At 63.2% G+C, this 17,508-nt stretch carries 14 protein-coding genes; 11 read left to right on the top strand and 3 right to left on the bottom strand.

Translation table 11 applies throughout. The features are described 5' to 3' along the window. Window positions 1-32: 32 nt before the first annotated feature. The 7 genes from XI05_RS26285 (at window position 33) to XI05_RS26255 (ending at window position 8,661) form a co-directional block, all read left to right on the top strand. The gene (locus tag XI05_RS26285) at window positions 33-911 is read left to right on the top strand and encodes an ABC transporter permease (RefSeq protein WP_271507185.1); all 879 of its coding nucleotides are present in this window, start codon (window positions 33-35) and stop codon (window positions 909-911) included. A 55-nt stretch (window positions 912-966) separates the two neighbouring features. Continuing rightward, window positions 967-2,277: an NAD(P)/FAD-dependent oxidoreductase gene (locus XI05_RS26280; protein ID WP_271507183.1), complete on the top strand. Its 1,311-nt coding sequence runs from the start codon at window positions 967-969 to the stop codon at window positions 2,275-2,277. Window positions 2,278-2,343: 66 nt separating this feature from the next. Further along, window positions 2,344-3,762, top strand: coding sequence for a threonine synthase (gene thrC / locus XI05_RS26275; protein WP_271507181.1), 1,419 nt, complete (start codon window positions 2,344-2,346; stop codon window positions 3,760-3,762). Between the two features lie 32 nt (window positions 3,763-3,794). Continuing rightward, window positions 3,795-4,568: a homoserine kinase gene (locus XI05_RS26270; protein ID WP_271507179.1), complete on the top strand. Its 774-nt coding sequence runs from the start codon at window positions 3,795-3,797 to the stop codon at window positions 4,566-4,568. Window positions 4,569-5,202: 634 nt separating this feature from the next. After that, window positions 5,203-5,970: a GNAT family N-acetyltransferase gene (locus XI05_RS26265; protein ID WP_271507302.1), complete on the top strand. Its 768-nt coding sequence runs from the start codon at window positions 5,203-5,205 to the stop codon at window positions 5,968-5,970. Window positions 5,971-5,996: 26 nt separating this feature from the next. After that, window positions 5,997-7,175, top strand: a complete 1,179-nt coding sequence (locus tag XI05_RS26260; RefSeq protein ID WP_271507300.1) for an alanine racemase — start codon at window positions 5,997-5,999, stop codon at window positions 7,173-7,175. 22 nt (window positions 7,176-7,197) lie between these two features. Next, entirely contained in the window at window positions 7,198-8,661 is a 1,464-nt protein-coding gene (locus XI05_RS26255; protein ID WP_271507177.1) for an aldehyde dehydrogenase family protein, read from the top strand. Between the two features lie 36 nt (window positions 8,662-8,697). Here XI05_RS26255 and XI05_RS26250 read toward each other — a convergent pair whose 3' ends face one another. Further along, window positions 8,698-9,573 carry a LysR family transcriptional regulator gene (locus tag XI05_RS26250; RefSeq protein ID WP_271507175.1) on the bottom strand — a complete coding sequence of 292 codons (876 nt, stop codon included), beginning with the start codon at window positions 9,571-9,573 and terminating at the stop codon, window positions 8,698-8,700. 74 nt (window positions 9,574-9,647) lie between these two features. Between XI05_RS26250 and XI05_RS26245 the strand changes: the two genes are divergently transcribed. The 4 genes from XI05_RS26245 to XI05_RS26225 all read left to right on the top strand — a co-directional run bounded on the left by XI05_RS26245 (window position 9,648) and on the right by XI05_RS26225 (window position 14,269). Then, window positions 9,648-10,712: a four-carbon acid sugar kinase family protein gene (locus XI05_RS26245; protein WP_271507172.1), complete on the top strand. Its 1,065-nt coding sequence runs from the start codon at window positions 9,648-9,650 to the stop codon at window positions 10,710-10,712. Then, window positions 10,712-11,710, top strand: coding sequence for a 4-hydroxythreonine-4-phosphate dehydrogenase PdxA (gene pdxA / locus XI05_RS26240; RefSeq protein ID WP_271507170.1), 999 nt, complete (start codon window positions 10,712-10,714; stop codon window positions 11,708-11,710). Before XI05_RS26245 ends, pdxA begins: the two co-directional genes overlap by 1 nt. Window positions 11,711-11,714: 4 nt before the next feature. Then, window positions 11,715-12,749 (top strand): cupin domain-containing protein, encoded by a 1,035-nt coding sequence (locus tag XI05_RS39560; protein WP_333940005.1) that lies wholly within the window; start codon window positions 11,715-11,717, stop codon window positions 12,747-12,749. 197 nt (window positions 12,750-12,946) lie between these two features. Beyond that, complete coding sequence (locus tag XI05_RS26225; protein WP_271507167.1) at window positions 12,947-14,269, top strand: NAD(P)/FAD-dependent oxidoreductase; 1,323 nt, start codon at window positions 12,947-12,949, stop codon at window positions 14,267-14,269. A gap of 172 nt (window positions 14,270-14,441) precedes the next feature. Here XI05_RS26225 and XI05_RS26220 read toward each other — a convergent pair whose 3' ends face one another. Further along, window positions 14,442-15,881, bottom strand: a complete 1,440-nt coding sequence (locus XI05_RS26220; protein WP_271507165.1) for an FAD-binding oxidoreductase — start codon at window positions 15,879-15,881, stop codon at window positions 14,442-14,444. A gap of 228 nt (window positions 15,882-16,109) precedes the next feature. Next, entirely contained in the window at window positions 16,110-17,507 is a 1,398-nt protein-coding gene (gene lpdA / locus XI05_RS26215) for a dihydrolipoyl dehydrogenase (RefSeq protein ID WP_271507164.1), read from the bottom strand. Window position 17,508: the final 1 nt, after the last annotated feature.

Raw genomic sequence — 17,508 nt, 5'->3', positions numbered from 1 at the left:
CGGCTCACCCCTGTTACCAGGAGGCAGCAGATATGACCGCCATCGTCGTGCACGCAGCTCCTACTCGCTGGTGGCACAGCCGTGCGGTGGCGCGCTTCATGCGCCATCATCTGGCACTCGTCGGGATCGCGATGATCACCCTGCTTGTGCTGGCGTGCGCCATTGGCCCTTATGCCTTACCTTACGACACGCTCCAGATCGATTTGCGCGCCCGCTTTGCGCCACCTCTCACTGGTCACCACTATTTCGGCACCGACCCTTTGGGTCGTGACCTGGCCGCACGGCTGTTGATGGCCGGGCGCGTCTCGCTGCTGGTGGGATTCTCCGCGATGCTGCTATCGACGCTGATCGGCACCCTGGTCGGCGTGACCGCAGGTTATCGCGGCGGCTGGGTCGGGGCTGCGCTGATGCGCACGGTGGACGGCTTTCTTTCCTATCCCTCGATCTTCCTCGTGCTGGCGCTGGCCGCAATGCTGCGGCCGAGCCCGGTGATGATCACCGTCATCATAGCCGCCACGAGCTGGATGGAGACCGCCAGAATCGTCGAAGCCGAGGTCCGCTCGTTGCGCGAGCGCGAGTTTGTCCAGGCTGCACGCATGGTGGGACTGAGCCGAAGGCACATCATGTTCCGCGAGGTCCTGCCCAATGCCATGGGCCCGATCATCGTCGCCGCAAGCCTGGCGGTCGCCCGCGCGATCCTTCTGGAAGCCTATATCAGCTTCCTCGGCTACGGCATCCAGCCGCCGCTGCCGAGCTGGGGCAACATGCTCAACGGCGCCCAGCAATACCTGGCGAGCGCTCCATGGCTCGCCATCATTCCCGGCGCCGCGATTACGATCGCGGTGACGAGCTTCAACTTCATCGGCGATGGCTTGCGAGATGCCCTCGACGTTCGAAACGACCACATCTGATCAGCTCGAGCCAAGGCTCGGCTGAACACGACAAGACTTTAGAAAAGCAAACGCCATGCATGCGCCCAGAGTAGACGAGAAGGCGACGCCATACTGGTGGGAAGCCGCCCCGCTGAAGCCGCTGCCTCCGCAACCCTTGCCCACGAAGCTCGACGTGCTGATTGTGGGCGCGGGCTACGCCGGGCTGTCGGCTGGTTTGGTGCTCGCGCGCGAGGGGCGCTCGGTTGCAGCCTTTGATGCAATGGATCCGGGCGAAGGAGCTTCGACGCGCAACGGCGGAATCACCAGCGGATCCATTCGTCCGGATTACGCGGCGCTGACGCGACGGTTCGGTGAAGAGAGGGCGCTGGCGATCGAGGCCGAAGGCAGGGCCGCACGCGAGTTCCTGTATGATTTCGTCAAGGCGGAAGGCCTCGCCTGCGACTTCCAGCCGGTGGGGCAGTTCAAGGGCGCCTTCGGCTATGAGCAATACGAAGCCATGGCGCGCACTGCTGAGAGGCTGGCGAACAAGCTGAAGATCGAGGCTTATGCGGTTCCTTATGCCGAGCAGCGCAAGTACATCGGGACGGATGTCTATCGCGGCGGCACGGTTCGGATGGATATCGGCGGGCTGCACCCGGCCAAATTCCACGCCGAACTGCTGCGGGTCGCGCTCGCTTCCGGATTGGTAGTCCACCCGCGGACGCCCGTGATTTCGATCGAAAGAGATGGTGCCGAATTCCGCGTCGTCACCGCGGCGGGCACGGTGACGGCGCGTCAGGTGCTGGTTTGTACCAACGGCTACACCGATGGTGCCGTGCCCTTCCTGCGCCGCAGATTGGTCCCGGTCCGCAGCCGGATCATTGCGACCGAGGAGCTCGCCCCCGAGGTCATGGCGCGGCTGATGCCGAAACGCATGATGATCATCGAAAATCGGGAGGTCGGCTTCTATTACCGGCCTTCGCCGGACGGCAAACGCATTCTGCTCGGTGGCCGCGACAGCTCCCGCGTCGGCGATCCAGTCGCCCCCAAGCTGCTGCTCCGCAAGGGCCTGATCAATCTGTTTCCAGAGCTGGAGAGCGTTCGCCTCTCGCACAGCTGGTTCGGCAACGTGGCGATGAACCGCGACATGATTCCTCGCATCTTCGAGAAGGACGGCATTGTCTATGCCACCGGCTTTTGCGGCTCGGGCGTGGTTTGGGCCCCATGGATCGGTATGCATGCAGCCCATAAGCTCTTGGGGCATGAGGAGCGGGCACGCACGGCTTTCGACTTCCGCCCTCCGGCCTTCATCCCGTTCTATCGTGGGGATCCGTGGTTCATGCCGGCCTTCATCCAGAGCTATCGCATGCGTGACCGAATGGCTCTGTGGCGCGCCAGCCGCTGATGGACGTCCGCAGCTTACCACCCGACCCCTGAATTCCGGGCGTTCGCGCCTCTCGAAAGAAGATCGATGCACTACATTTCGACGCGTGGCCATTCAGGCCGCAAGCAGTTCTGCGAGGTACTGCTTGAGGGTCTCGCTCAGGATGGCGGGCTGTACGTACCTGAGAGCTACCCGCGCGTAGATCGCGCGACGCTCGATGCGTGGCGTAGCTTGCCGTATCACAATTTGGCTTTAGAAGTTCTGGCACTCTATGTCAGCGATATTTCCCCGGCCGACCTGAAGGCAATTTGCGAAAAGACCTACACGCCAGCGATCTTCGGAAAGCCTGACATCGCGCCGCTGCGGAAGCTAGAGAGGGGGCTTTATCTCCAGGAATTGTCGAACGGTCCCACGCTGGCGTTCAAGGACATGGCCATGCAGCTGCTCGGCAATCTGCTCGAGTACGAATTGGCGCGACGGCATCAGGAATTGAACATTCTTGGCGCGACCAGTGGCGACACCGGGAGCGCCGCAGAATACGCGATGCGCGGCAAGAAAGGGGTGCGGGTGTTCATGCTGTCGCCCCGCGGGCGGATGAGCGCCTTTCAGCAAGCTCAGATGTTCAGCCTCCAGGACCACAACATCCATAACATCGCGATCGATGGCGTCTTCGACGATTGCCAGGACATCGTCAAGCGTGTGGCCGGCGATCTCGAGTTCAAACGGCGATACAAGCTCGGTGCGGTCAATTCGATCAACTGGGCGAGACTGCTTGCTCAGGTCGTCTACTACTTTTCCGGCTACCTGCAGGCGTCCGAACGGGAACCGGCAGGCGTAAGCTTTACCGTGCCTTCAGGCAATTTCGGAAACATCTGCGCCGGCCATGTTGCGCGCATGATGGGGCTTCCGATCCGCCGCCTCGTCGTTGCGACCAACGAGAACGACGTGCTCGACGAATTTCTCCGCACCGGCGTGTATCGCGTTCGGAGCCGGGCTGATACGCTCGAAACATCGAGCCCCTCGATGGACATTTCCAAGGCATCGAATCTTGAGCGTTTCGTCTTTGACTTGGTCGGTCGCGACGCCGCTCGGACGAAGGCGCTGTTTGATGGTCAGCTCGGGGAGCACGGCGGGTTCGATCTGAGTGGAGATCCCCGTTTCGCGGAGGCGGCCGCCAGTTTCGGCTTTCGAAGCGGCAAGAGCAGCCATGCCGACCGGTTGGCGACGATCCGAGCCATGTGGGAGCGCTACCACGCCGTGATCGACCCACACACGGCGGATGGTGTCACAGTCGCGCGCGCACACACCTCACCCCGGGAGGCAATGATCGTGCTCGAAACTGCACTGCCAATCAAATTCGCTGCGACGATCAAGGAAGCGTTGGGTCGCGAGCCGCATCTTCCGGACCGGTTCAAGGGCCTGGAAGAACTGCCGAGGCGCGTCAAAGTCCTTCCGCCGGACGCACAGGCAGTCAAGAACTACATCGCCCAGATTGCGACCAGCTGAACGGCCGCTTGGGATCGAGGACTGCTTCAACCATGGCCGTGTTTACGGAGTTGTCATTCCACGAGGTGACGTCGTTCTTCCGAGCGCTGGGACTCGCCGCGCCTCGTTCCCTTCGTGGGATCACCGGCGGAATTGAGAACACGAACTACTTCGTCGACACGGATGAAGAGGCCTATGTGCTCACCTTGTTCGAGCGCCTTACATCCGAGCATCTGCCGTTCTACCTGTACTTTATGAAGCATCTTGCGGTACGAGGCATGCCCGTCCCGGATCCGGTTGCTGACGCACGGGGCGTGATCCTTCACATGCTGAAAGAGCGGCCCGCGGTGGTCGTCAACAGGCTTCCTGGTGCAAGCGAAACAGAGCCCACGGCGGCCCATTGCCGTTCGGTCGGCGAGTTCCTGGCGCGTTTGCACGTGGCCGGGAGCGATTACCAACGACAGCAGGCCAATCCGCGCGGCCTTCAATGGTGGAACGAGGTCGTACCGGTGCTCGGCGGCCGCCTCCCTGCCGGACCGCGCTCGCTGCTCTCGACTGAATTGGTCTTTCAGAACGAGCTCGCTTTATCCTCGAGCTACAGGCAACTCCCCACGGGGCCGATCCACGCCGATCTGTTTCGCGACAACGTGTTGTTCGAGAGGGGGCGCCTGTCCGGCGTCATCGATTTCTATTTCGCCGGGTGCGACACGTTTCTGTTCGATATAGAGTGTGTCTCAACGATTGGTGCGTCGATGGCCTCACCCGCCGCGCCAATGTCGAGCGAGCCGCCGCTTTCCTGGATGCTTATGAGAGCGTCCGGCCGCTGACTTCCTCCGAACACAAGGTGCTTCCTGCGATGCAGCGCGCCGCGGCATTCCGGTTTTGGCTGTCGCGTCTCTGGGATGTGCACCTGCCTCGGCAGGCTGCGCTCCTTAAGCCACATGATCCCGGCGACTTCGAGCGCATCTTGCTCATGCTCCGCGGAGAGTTCGCATGATCATGATCGCCCAATTTGTGGCAGCAAGGGTGGGAGTACGATGGCGCCGACCCTAGAAGGCCGAACTCGCGAGCTTCGTTCGCAGGTCCAGGCGGAGGGCCTCTATAAGCATGAGCGGATGATCACTGGCGCGCAAGCGGGCCGGATCCGTGTCGTTTCGCAGTCTTCCGAGCGGGACAGCAGATTGATCCTGCTGCCGCATCATCAATGAAATTCTATGCCGAACTTTGCGGCAGTCCGCTGCGTAATGCTGTCGGACCCAAGTTACGCTGCGAACTGCGCGGGGATCATGAGATGGCCTCGCGCTGTCAGGCGCTGGCGATTAGGCCTGCAACCCGAGCAAGAGACGTCGACCGATCATGACAGCCGCAGTTTATCCAGCCGGACATCGCGACAACGAGGACGTGGCCCTGCTTCCTTTCGCCAGAGCGCATCTGGTAGGCGCCCTGAAGCTCTCGCAGGAGATGTCTTGGCCGTACCGGATCGAGGATTGGGATGTTGCGCTGCAGCTGGGTCATGGCTTTGTTCTGGAACGCGCTGGGACGGTGATCGGGACCGCGGCCTGGTGGCCGTACGGCGAGACTCATGCGTCCGCCGGCATGATCATCGTCGAGAAGGCCGCTCAGGGCCGCGGCTATGGGGCGCGGCTGATGGATGCGTTGCTGGCGTCCGCGCGCCCACGGACGATCGCGTTGAATTCGACGGCCGAAGGCATCACGCTTTATCGCCGCCGCGGCTTTCTGCCGACCGGGATCATCCATCAGCATCAGGGAATTCCACGCCAAAGCCACGAGACGCCGCGATCGGGCCTCCTCAGACCGATGGCCGCATCGGAGTTCGAAGCGATCGCGCGGCTCGACCGCACCGCTACCGGGTTGGAGCGGCGGCAGTTGCTGAATCGGCTGTTCGATAGCGGTGACGGTTATGTCCTGCTGCGTGACGGCATACATTGCGGCTACGCCATCTCTCGGCTCTTCGGCCGAGGGTATGTCATCGGTCCCGTGGTGGCCGAGAGCCCGACCGATGCACGCGCGCTGATCGAGTTCGCGATCGCGCGGCTCGGGCCTGTCTTCGTCCGGATCGATACTCCGGCCTCCTCGCAGCTCGGGGAATGGCTCGAAAGCATCGGGCTGCAGCAGGTCAGTGATGCCACCACCATGGTGCTGGGGACGCCGGCTACATGGACTGGACCGGCCCGCATGTTCGGGCTCGCCAACCAGTCATTCGGCTAAGGGATATCGGGATGCTACACGTGGAGATGGACAGGACGGATGTCCCGAACGCCGGGCCGGGCGAGACGGCCGCAACGATTGGTGCGCTGGCAACACCGGCGCTCCTGCTCGACAAGGACCGGCTCGATCGCAATCTGGCGCGCCTGTCCTCTCGTATGGCCCGGCAAGGCGTCGTGCTGCGTCCCCATATGAAGACGGCGAAATCCATTGACGTCGCCCAACGCGTCTATCCATCGGGGGCGGGACCAATCACTGTCTCAACCTTGGCGGAGGCGGAGTACTTCGCGCAGCATGGATTTTGGGACATCACCTATGCCGTGGGTCTGGCGCCCCAGACAGCTGAAAGAGCGATGCGTCTGCGAAAAGCAGGCATCGACCTCAAGGTGCTGCTCGATTCGCCGGAGCAGGCGATCATCCTCGGCGCGGCCGCTCGTGCCGCCGGCGTAGCGCCGTCTGCTTTCATCGAAATCGACTGCGACGGTCACCGTGGCGGGCTGACCGCCGAGGATCCCAAGCTCACCGCCGTCGCGGCCGCCGTGGCCAAGGCAGGCGTCGACCTCGTAGGCATTCTCACCCATGCCGGCGAATCCTACGGCCTCAGCACGCCCGCGGCCCTTGTCGCGGCTGCGGAAAACGAGAGGGCCGTGGCCGTCGCTGCGGCGGAGAGGTTGCGCGCGGCGGGACATGAGTGCCCTGTCGTCAGCGTCGGCTCGACGCCGACAGCCCATTTTACCGAAGACCTGACCGGCGTCACGGAAATGCGAGCCGGCGTCTACATGTTCTTTGATTTGGTCATGCACGGCGTCGGTGTCTGCACGACCGACGACATCGCGATCTCGGTGCTCGCCACCGTGATCGGGAAGAAGCCCGAGAAGGGCTGGATTTTGGTCGATGCGGGCTGGATGGCCCTCTCGCGCGACCGCGGCACCGCGGCGCAGCGTGTCGACCACGGATACGGTCTGGTCTGCGACGTAGCGGGCACGGTCTTTCCCGACCTGATTGTTTCGCAAGCGAGCCAGGAGCACGGGATCCTCGCCGTCAGACCCGGGTCGGCGCGCGCTTTGCCCGATCTTCCGATCGGCGCGAAGGTCCGCATTTTGCCCAATCACGCCTGTGCGACGGCGTCGCAACACGAACTGTACAACGTCATCTCCGCCGGCAGCGACGCGATCGCGGCGCGATGGCCACGGATGCGCGGCTGGTAGGCTGTCGAAAGGATCGCTTCCAATGACCTCGCCCCTTCGACACCTGACGGAAGCCGGCTTCCTCGGAAAATTCTACATCGACGGAGGATGGCGGAAGCCGGTCGGATCAGTCGTGGCAGCAGCAACCGTCGTCAATCCGGCGACGGAGCAGTCGATCGCCGAGATTGCGCTCGGCGATGACGATGATGCGGACTGCGCCATAGCAGCTGCCAGACGAGCCTTCGCCGGCTGGTCCATGACATCGCCCGCTGAAAGAGCGGCGCTGCTCGACCGGGTTCATGGTTTGCTCCTCCGGCGGCTGGAGTTGTTCGCGCAGGTCCTCACGTGCGAGATGGGAGCTGCCATCACCTATGCGCGCCGAGCCCAGGTGCCGCTGGCGGCCGAGCATATCCGTGTCGCCCGCGACAACCTTGCGAACTATCCCTTCGTCACCCCACGCGGCAGCACCGCGATCTTGCGCGAGGCGATCGGTGTCTGCGGTCTCGTCACCCCCTGGAACTGGCCTCTCTACCAGATCACAGCCAAGGTCGGCCCCGCGCTCGCGGCTGGTTGCACCGTGGTGTTGAAGCCGAGCGAATTATCGCCGCTGAGCGCCTTGCTATTCGCTGAGGTGATGGACGATGCCGGTTGTCCGCCCGGCGTCTTCAACCTCGTCAATGGAACAGGTCCGATCGTGGGCGCTCGTCTGGCGTCGCATCCGCAGGTGGACATGATCTCGATCACCGGCTCGACCCGGGCCGGCGTTCTCGTCGCGCAGGCGGCGGCGCCCACCGTCAAGCGCGTCGCCCAGGAGCTCGGCGGCAAGTCGCCGAACATTATTTTGCCGGACGCCGATCTCAGCCGTGCTATTCCGCTCGGCGTCGGCGCCGCCTTCCGCAATCTCGGCCAATCCTGCAGCGCTCCGACGCGCATGCTTGTGTCCCGCTCACAGCTGGACAAGGTCGAGATCCTGGCGGCGGCGGCCGCTTCCGAATTGGTGGTGGGCGATCCGCTTGCGGAAAGCACGACCCATGGCCCGATCGCGAATCGGCCGCAGTTCGAGCGCGTGCAGACCATGATCGGTGTCGGCCTGGATGAAGGCGCCAAGCTCGTCATCGGCGGGCGAGGTCGGCCCGACGACCTTCAAATTGGCTTCTATGCGCGGCCGACCATCTTCTCGAACGTCCGTCGCGACATGCGGATCGCGCAGGAGGAGATCTTCGGCCCGGTGCTGGCGATCATTCCCTACGATACCGTGGACGAGGCGATCGCGATCGCCAATGACACCGTCTACGGACTTGGCGCCCATGTGCAGGGCACCGATATGGAGATGGTGCGGACCGTCGCCTGGCGGATCCAGTCGGGTCAAGTGCATCTCAACCATCCCGACTGGGACCCCAATGCTCCCTTTGGCGGCTACAAACGCTCCGGCAACGGCCGCGAATACGGCATCGAGGGCATGGAGGAATATCTCGAGACGAAGGCAGTTCTCGGATTTTACCGATAGCTCAATATCGGCTCCGAAACGCTGAGGCATCGCGCTTTAAATGAAGCTCTTGCACTGTTCTTGCAGCCATTGAGCAAGATGGCGTGCTGCCCCCGACAGTTCATGTTCTCCCGTCCAGATGAGCCCGTAATGGCTTTCGTCGGGATCGAAACCGGCAGGAGCGATGAGCCGCCCTTGATCGATGCCGTCGGTCGCAAGGACCCACGGACTGAGGGCAACACCCAACGCGGCTGATGCGGCTTCAACGATCAGGAAGTGGTGGTCGTAGAAGCGAATCTCCGTGGGGCGGCGCACTGACGGGTGGACGGAAAGCCAGCGCGACCAGGCGTCCGGCCGCGTCTTTGATCCCAAGGCGATGTACTCCCCGGAAGCAAACGCCGACTCGAGTTGAGGACTCATGACCGGTCCTACCTTTTCAGGAAAAAGGCGCCGGACATGCCAGGCATCTGGAAGCGCAAAGTCGAGCCGGCGAATGGCGAGATCGATCCGGTCGCGGCGAAACTCGACAGGGCCGCCGGCGACAGAGAGATGGAGAGCGATGTCGGGATGGACGGCCTGAAAATTCGCAAGTCGTGGAATAAGCCAGCGCATAGCCACTGAGGGCTCGCATGAGAGAACGAGGGAATTCTGCCGAGCGTTGGCAGCCCGCAAGCTCTCGACGGTTGTGGCCAACTCCGTGAAGAACCGGCCGAGCGTGAGGTTGAGCGCCTCTCCCGCGGCAGTGAGGCGCAAGCCACGTCCGCTTCTTTCGAAGAGTTTGAAGCCAAGATCTTCGGACAGCTTGGTAATGCGGCGGCTCACGGCCCCGTGGGTCAAGGCGAGGCTGTCTGCGGCCAAGCGGACAGACCCGAGGCGTGCCGTGGTCTCGAACGCACGTAAGTCGTCCAGGGAAGGGACTTCTGATCGCTTCATTGGTGATTTCATATCACCAATCATGCGCAGAAACTAACGCTTTTCATGCTGGACTTGGTTTGCATAATTGACCCATGCGAACCAATGGCCAACACTTAATCGGTATTCTTGCGGACGACTTGACCAGCGCCGCGGATGGGGCCGCTCCGTTTGTGCAGCGGGGCTTCCGCGCCGTCGTTGGCCGACACCGACTGCCGCCAGAGGAGGCGGCGATCGTAGCGGTCGATAGTGGATCGCGGTCGGTCGCTTCGCTGCAAGCCGCAGGGCGAGTGTCAGACCTTGCCAAGCAACTCGCTTCACGGGACGTCCTCTACAAGACCGTGGACTCGACTCTTCGCGGGCATGTGAAGGCCGAGATGGAAGCGGCGTTCACCGCAAGCGGCCGCAAGCTGCTGGTCTTCGCACCTGCATTTCCGGGCGCAGGGCGTACGACCGTCAGCGGCGTTCAGCTTGTCGATGGCATCCCGGTCGCGGAGACCGGCTATGGTCGCGATCCCGTCCATCCGGCGCGACACTCGCGGCTGGTTGAGCTTGTCCCGTCCTCCATCGGCAATGTCGTCATCCTTGATGCTGCGACACAGGACGAGCTCGACGCAAAGATTGCTGCATTGCCGGATCCGGAGTCGATCCTGTGGCTTGGCTCTCCGGGCATGGCTCTGGCTCTGGCCAAGCGGCTTGCGCCGGTTCAGGTTGCGTCTGACGTGACGATGGCCGGGAGCCGCGAGATTCTTGTCGTTGTCGGCAGCGCGAACCCGCGCAGCCATCGTCAGGCCGATCAGGTCGGGGGAGGGCGCGGTGTTGCCTTGTTACGAGCGCCGCTGGAACGTATCGACGATCCCAGTTCTATCCTGCGCGACATTGCGCAGGCTGCGGCACGAAAGATCGTCGACGAGCATTTCGACGTGGTGATGGCCACTGGCGGGGAAACAATGGAAGCGATCCTCGTTGGCCTGGACATCTCTGCGTTCGAGATTCTGCAGGAGCTCGAGCCGGGGTTTCCGCTTGGCCGCGCGTCCCTCGCGAACGGACGAGAGCTGCTCATCGCCATGAAGGCAGGCGGCTTTGGCGACGACGATACGCTGCGTCGTGCGGTCGCGCGGCTTCGCGCCTGCGCATCGGTGTCAGAAAAGGTTTTGTAATGACCCAAATCGCTCCCCTCGCCATCACCATGGGCGATGCCTCAGGCATCGGCCCGGAGATCGTGGCGAAGACATTGGCCAAGGGCGGTGAAAGCGTAGTCGTCTTCGGCAGTTCGGTCGTGATGGAGAATATCGTCCGTCGTCTGGGTCTCGGCCTCAAGGTCAAGCGCATCGCCGAAGCTCAAGAGGCGCGCTTCGAGCCGCGGTCCATCGAGGTGGTCGAAGCGACGCAGATCATCGCGCCACCTTCGCTCGGGAGCGTCAGCGCCATGTCCGGCCAAGCTTCCTTCGACGCCGTCGTCGCCGCCATCGCGGCAGCCAAAACCGGCAAGGTCAGCGGCATCGTCACCGCACCGATCAACAAGGAAGCGATGGCAAGCGCGGGCATTGGTTATCCCGGGCACACCGAGATTCTCGCCGAGTATGGTGGTGCGAAGCGCGTCGCGATGATGCTGGCCAACGACGATATCCGCACGGTTCTCGTCACGATCCACACGTCGCTGCGCAAAGCCATCGACGAAGCGGATTTCGACGCGCAGATGTCGGCCATTCGGCTCGCAAACGAGGGTGGGAAGGCCCTCGGAATCGCGGCACCGCGCGTTGCGGTCGCGGGGCTCAACCCCCATGCCGGCGAAGGCGGTCTCTTTGGCGACGAGGAAATCCGGATCATTGGTCCCGCAATCACGGCGGCACGCGCCGAGGGCATCGACGCCAGCGGCCCCTGGCCCGGCGACACCGTCTACATGCAGGCCCGCAAGGGCCGCTTCGATGTGGTCGTCGCCCAATATCACGATCAGGGCCTGATCCCCGTGAAATATCTCGGCCTCGAAAAGGGTGTCAACATCACACTCGGCCTGCCGTTCGTCCGTACAAGCCCTGACCACGGCACGGCGTTCGACATTGCAGGCCGAGGCATCGCCGATATTGGAAGTTTCGAGACCGCGCTGGCCTACGCGCGAAGGCTCGTCGCCGCGCAGATTAAAACCAAAGGAGGATAGTCTAATGGGCCTTCGCTTCATCTTCATGCTTACGCGCAACGATCGTACCGTCGAGGACGCTTCGGAACAGCTCAAGACCGCCTTGGGCCTCGGCGTTCGTCACATTGGCTTCAAGGACGTCGGCCTGCCGATCGACCGGCTCAAAGTGCTCAACCAGGCCATCAAGGCAGATGGCGCGACCTCCTATCTCGAAGTCGTTTCACTCGACCAGCAGAGTGAGATCGTTTCGGCGAAGGCGGCAATCGAAATCGGCGTTGACGTCCTGCTCGGCGGCACACGTGTTGACGACGTCCTGCCGATCCTTGCCGGCACGAACATTCAATACTGTCCCTTCCCGGGTCGTATCACGGGTCACCCGAGCGTGCTCGAAGGGAGCATTGAGGAGATCGTTGAAAGCGCCAAGGCGCTCACCGTGCGGGAGGGCGTGCACGGCCTCGACCTGCTCGCCTATCGCTCCAAGGAAGACGTCCCGTCCCTCATCAAAGCGGTCTGCGCGGCGGTGTCCAAGCCCGTCTATGTGGCCGGCTCGATTGATACGCCCGAGCGGATCGCCGCCTTGAAGGACGCGGGCGCCGCCGGCTTCACCATCGGCACGGCAGCGTTGGACGGCAAGTATCCTGCGGACGACAAGGACGTCGCTCGCCAGCTCGGAGCCATCATTCGGGACGTGGCCGCGCTCAATCGGCATCTCTCGCCGCTCCACAAGACGAACCTGGCCGGCTCGTTCGGGCAGCTCAAGGAGACCTGGTCTCCGAAGATCGCCGGGCAGATCAATGACATGCAAATCAAGCTCGCCAAGTTTGCGGGCGAGTTCGCCTGGCGCTTTCACAGGAGCAGTGACGAGCTCTTCCTGGTGCACAAGGGCCGCCTGCTGATGAAATTCCGCGATCGGGACGAGATCGTCGAGCAAGGCGAGTTCATCGTGGTCCCCCACGGGGTCGAACATTGCCCCGTCGCGCTGGACGACATCTGTGAGGTCGTGCTGCTCGAACCCGGCACATCCATGGATGCCGGCACCGCTCACGACCTCGAAGGCTAGACGTCTGCCTGCGATCGGAACAAACGCCTATCGCCGTCGGCCAAGCCATTGAGCAGCTCGTATCGCTCAAGCGGCCAAAAACCGTACATGTTGCGAAGCCCGAGATGATTTCAGCACATTCTATCGCGCGCACGATGCAACAAAGGGCTGATCGGAACTTTGCTTCCGCATTCTTGGCAGCCGAGGGTCGTTGGAGCATGTCGCCCCACGTCGAGCGCATTCACAGCGATGAGCGTCTTCCGGCCGCGGCCGACGTCGTCATCGTCGGCGGCGGCATCCTCGGTTCTACGGCCGCTTATTACCTGGCGAAGCGCGGCCTCTCTGTGGCGCTGCTCGAGAAGGGCCACGTCGCCTGTGAGCAATCGAGCCGAAACTGGGGTTGGTGCCGCCAGCAGAACCGCGACCGGCGCGAATTGCCGCTCTCGGTGATCTCCATGCGGCTATGGGACGAGCTCACGCGCGATATCAATCGAGACCTCGGATTTCGACGCTGCGGTCTCGTCTATGCGACCCACGACGAGGCCGTGCTCGCCGGCTGGGAAAAGTGGCGCGAGGTCGCCAGGGAGTACGACGTCGACACCCGCGTGCTGAGCCGGGCGGAGGTGGCCGAGCGCGTCCCCGAAGCGCGCGGCAAATGGGTCGGCGGGACCTATTCTGACCGCGATGGCAAGGCCGAGCCTGCGCTCGCCGCGCCGGCTATCGCCGAGGGGGCCAGAACTCTGGGCGCCACAATCCACCAGGAATGCGCCGCGCGGGGGCTCGACCTGGCCAACGGCAAGATCGCGGGCGTGCAGACGGAGAAGGGCTATATCAGAACCAGCGCGGTGCTGTGCGCCGCCGGCGCCTGGTCGTCGCGCTTGCTTCGGCCGCTCGGGATCAGTTTCCCCCAGGCGAGCATCCGGCAGACCGCGCTGCGTTCTACCCCGACAATCAACATCGGCGAGGCGGTCTCGACACCCTACTGCACGATCACGCGCCGACTGGACGGCAGCTATACGCTTGCGATCAGCGGCAAGGCGAACCTCGAAATCACGCCCCAGGCTATCCGGTACAGCCGGGAATTCATGCCTCAGTTCTTGCGTCGGCTGAAGAACGTCAGGCTCGGCGTCGGCCGATCGTTCGTTTCGGGGCCGGATTCGATGTCGGCGCTGCTGACCGACGACGATCGGATCTTCGAACAGAATCGCGTGCTGGATCCTCCGCCCTTGAAATGGCTGGTGAGCCAAGTGGTGGAGAGTGTCCGGAAAACCTTCCCCCAACTCGGGGAAATCAAGATCGATAGCGCCTGGGGCGGCTTCGTCGATTGCACGCCCGATGCAGTGCCTGTTGTGTCGCAGGTGGACGGGGTGAAGGGCCTCGTCCTCGCAGCGGGCTGCTCGGGTCACGGCTTCGGTCTGGGCCCGGGGCTCGGCTATCTGGCCGCACAGCTCGTCGTCAACGACACGCCTTGCGTCGATCCCGCACCGTTCCGGCTGTCGCGTCTGACCGACGGCTCGAAGCTGGATATCTCCGCGATCTGAAGATCGAGCCGGAAGTCAGACCCTACAGTCCCCAAGGAGCGTTTCCTCCCCAACTCGAGCCACTCCTTCGGAGTGGCTCTTTCTTTATGGACACAGGACGATTTGGCTGATCGAGGTGCATCGGCCGAAGCCCCACCGTTTGGAAAGCATCGCTAGCTCGCCGGCCCATAGTTCAACGGGCAGACTTCTCTCCCAACGGACGAACGACCGCGCCGGCGTTCATGATGTCCGCCGGATCAAAGGCAGTCTTGATCCGGCGCATCGCCGCGATACGCCCGACATCGCCGTACTGCTCCAGAAGGTGCTTCTTGAAACGACCGACGCCGTGCTCCGCGCTGAACGTGCCGCCGAGCGCCGCGGCCGTGTCGTAGAGTTGCAGCGAGAGGCTGCTTTCGATCCGCTTGGTGAAGTCCAGCCGGTCGACATCGCGAGGAACGAGCACGTTGTAGTGCAGATTGCCGTCGCCCACATGGCCGTAGACGGACAGTTCGAGGTCGGCGTCATACGATCGCACCTGCGAGCCGGCCAGATCCAGGAAGCGCTGAATGGAGGAAAGCGGCACCGAGATGTCGTGCTTGACCGATCCGTTCCGGCGCTTCTCGCCCTCGGGGATGGTCTCGCGGAGCCGCCACATCGCGGTCCGCTGTGATCCGCTCTGCGCCAGCAATGCGTCATCGATCCAGCCGGACTCGATCGCCTCGGCCAGAATGGCTTCCATCAGTTCGTCCAGATCGATATGCCGTGAGGAAGAGGCGATCTCGACGAGGACGGCGCCTGCTGGGCTTGTTCGAAGGGAGGGCGGGTCGGTCATTGCTTCGGTCGCGAGCGCGATGGATCTGGCCGCCATGAATTCGAACGTGGTCAGCAGGTCTGCGGATTCGCGGCGGACCAATGCGAGAAGCTCGGCGAGCGGTGCCCCGTTCGCGAGCTTCAGCCAGGCAGTCGCGCGGCGGGTCGGCAAGGGCGCGAGACGCAACACTGCGCCGGTGACGATGCCGAGAGTCCCCTCGCTTCCGACGAAGCACTGCTTGACGTCGTAGCCGGTGTTGTTCTTCCGCAGCTTGCGCATGTCGGAGACGACCGTGCCGTCCGCCAGCACCGCCTCGATCCCGAGCAGCAGATCGCGCGTCATCCCGTACCTGACGACTGACAGCCCGCCGGCGTTCGTGCCGATGTTGCCCCCGATCCGGCAACTGCCTTCCGCGCCGAGGCTGAGCGGCAACAGAAGGCCGGCAGCCGCCGCGGCGTCCTGGACGTTCTTCAGGATGGCGCCGCCATCGACAGAGATGCTCATGGACACGGGATCGATTTCGCGGATCCTGTCCATCCGCTCAAGGCTCACGATAATCTGGCGTCCGGACGCTTCCGGCGTAGCGCCGCCGCAATAGCTGGTGTTGCCGCCTTGCGGAACGATTCCGATCCCGTGGTGCGCCGCCAGCCGTACCACGTCAGCGACTTGCTGTGTCGTGGCCGGCTTCAGCACGGCAAACGTCGACCCCGTGAAGAGCTGGCGTTGATCCGTTGTGTAGGTAGCGATCCCCTCTGGGTCGTCAACGACGCCTCGGTCGCCTACAAGGTCGCGAAAGGCCCGAACGTGTACTGACTGGGACATGCACAGCTCCCGATTGGCATCGGGTGATCTTTGCGGGTTTGTGCCGCATTGGCTGCCGTTGAGAGGGCATTCCGAAGAAAACAATGCCGAATTACCACGGTGCCGGCAGCTTGCAGCGGGTGTCGAACGCCTTCTTCCGCCAGCGGGCACGCCTATGCCGTTCCGGACTCCACAATTCCCCCGACGGGAGGCGCCGCCACGGCGCGGGGCATGGGAGTTCCTATACGCCTAAATATGAATCGCATGTCCCAGCGACTTCAGCGCGGCCTCGTGAAAGGCTTCGCCTTGGGTCGGATGCGCATGGATGGTCATGGCGACATCCTCCAGGCGCGCGCCCATCTCCAGCGCAAGACCGAAGGCTGCCGAGAGCTCGGCGATGCCGGCGCCAACGCCCTGGATTCCCAACAGGAGATGATTGTCGGCTCGCGCGACGGTTCGGATGAAGCCGTCTTCCCGATCCAGCGTCAGTGCGCGGCCGTTGGCCTTGAACGGGAAGAGGTCCGTCTTGACGTCGAAACCCCTGCTGCTCGCCTCGTTGGGCGACAGGCCGACCGTGACAATCTCGGGGTCAGTGAAGCAGATCGCCGGGATCGAAATGCGGTCCCAGGCGCGACGGCGACCGGCAACGATCTCAGCCACCATTTCGCCTTGCGCCATGGCGCGATGCGCCAGCATCGGCTCTCCCGTGACGTCTCCGATCGCGGAGACGCCGTGCATCGAGGTACGGCATCGGTCGTCGATTCTGATAAAAGGTCCATCCATGTCGAGATCGAGAATCTCGAGCCCGAAGCCGCTTGTCGCGGGTCTGCGGCCAACCGTAACAAGGATCTTGTCGGCTTCGAGTGACGTCTGCTCCCCGCTCGCGGTCTCGATCGCCAGCGCCGCGCTTTCCGTGCCGAGTGCTTGCACCTTTGCGCCCGTCAGAACCGTGACTCCGAGCGCGGTCAGGCGCCTTGCGATGGGCTCACTTAGGTCGACATCATATTGCGGGAGAATGCGCGGCGCAGCCTCGACGACCGTGACGGCTGCGCCCATTTTCGCGAGCGCAGTGCCGAGCTCGAGGCCAATGTAACCGCCGCCGACCACGACAAGCTTCTTCGGGATTTCGGTGAGCGCCAAAGCCTCGGTCGAGGAGATCACGCGGCCTCCGAAGGGAAGGAACGGCAGCGCAACCGGCTCGGAGCCCGTCGCGATCACCACCGTTTCGGCACGGATCACCTGCCGGCCGGATGGCGTTTCGACCTCGACGGTCTTGCCGTCGCGAAAGGAAGCGCGACCAGCCACGTATCTGGCGCCGGCTCTTTTCAGTAGACCAGCCACGCCGCCGTTCAGGCGCCTGACGATATCATCCTTCCAGGCGATGGTCCTCGCGAAGTTGAGTGATGGCGACGCAGCGGAAATGCCAAAGGCATTCTTGCCATCGGCGGCCCGCGCAATGGTTTCATACTCACCGGCCGCATGGATCAAGGCCTTGGAAGGAATGCAGCCGACATTGAGACAGGTTCCACCCGGCTTTTCGGCCTCGACGATGATCGTATCGATGCCGAGCTGGCCGGCACGGATCGCGCAGGTGTAGCCGCCGGGGCCCGCGCCGATGACAAGGAGCTTGCAGGTGATTTCGGTCATT

Origin of the sequence: Bradyrhizobium sp. CCBAU 11357, from assembly GCF_028128865.1 — a bacterium.
GTDB lineage: Bacteria > Pseudomonadota > Alphaproteobacteria > Rhizobiales > Xanthobacteraceae > Bradyrhizobium.
Note: the sequence above shows the minus strand (reverse complement) of the source record. Positions and strands in the feature narration are given on the sequence as shown.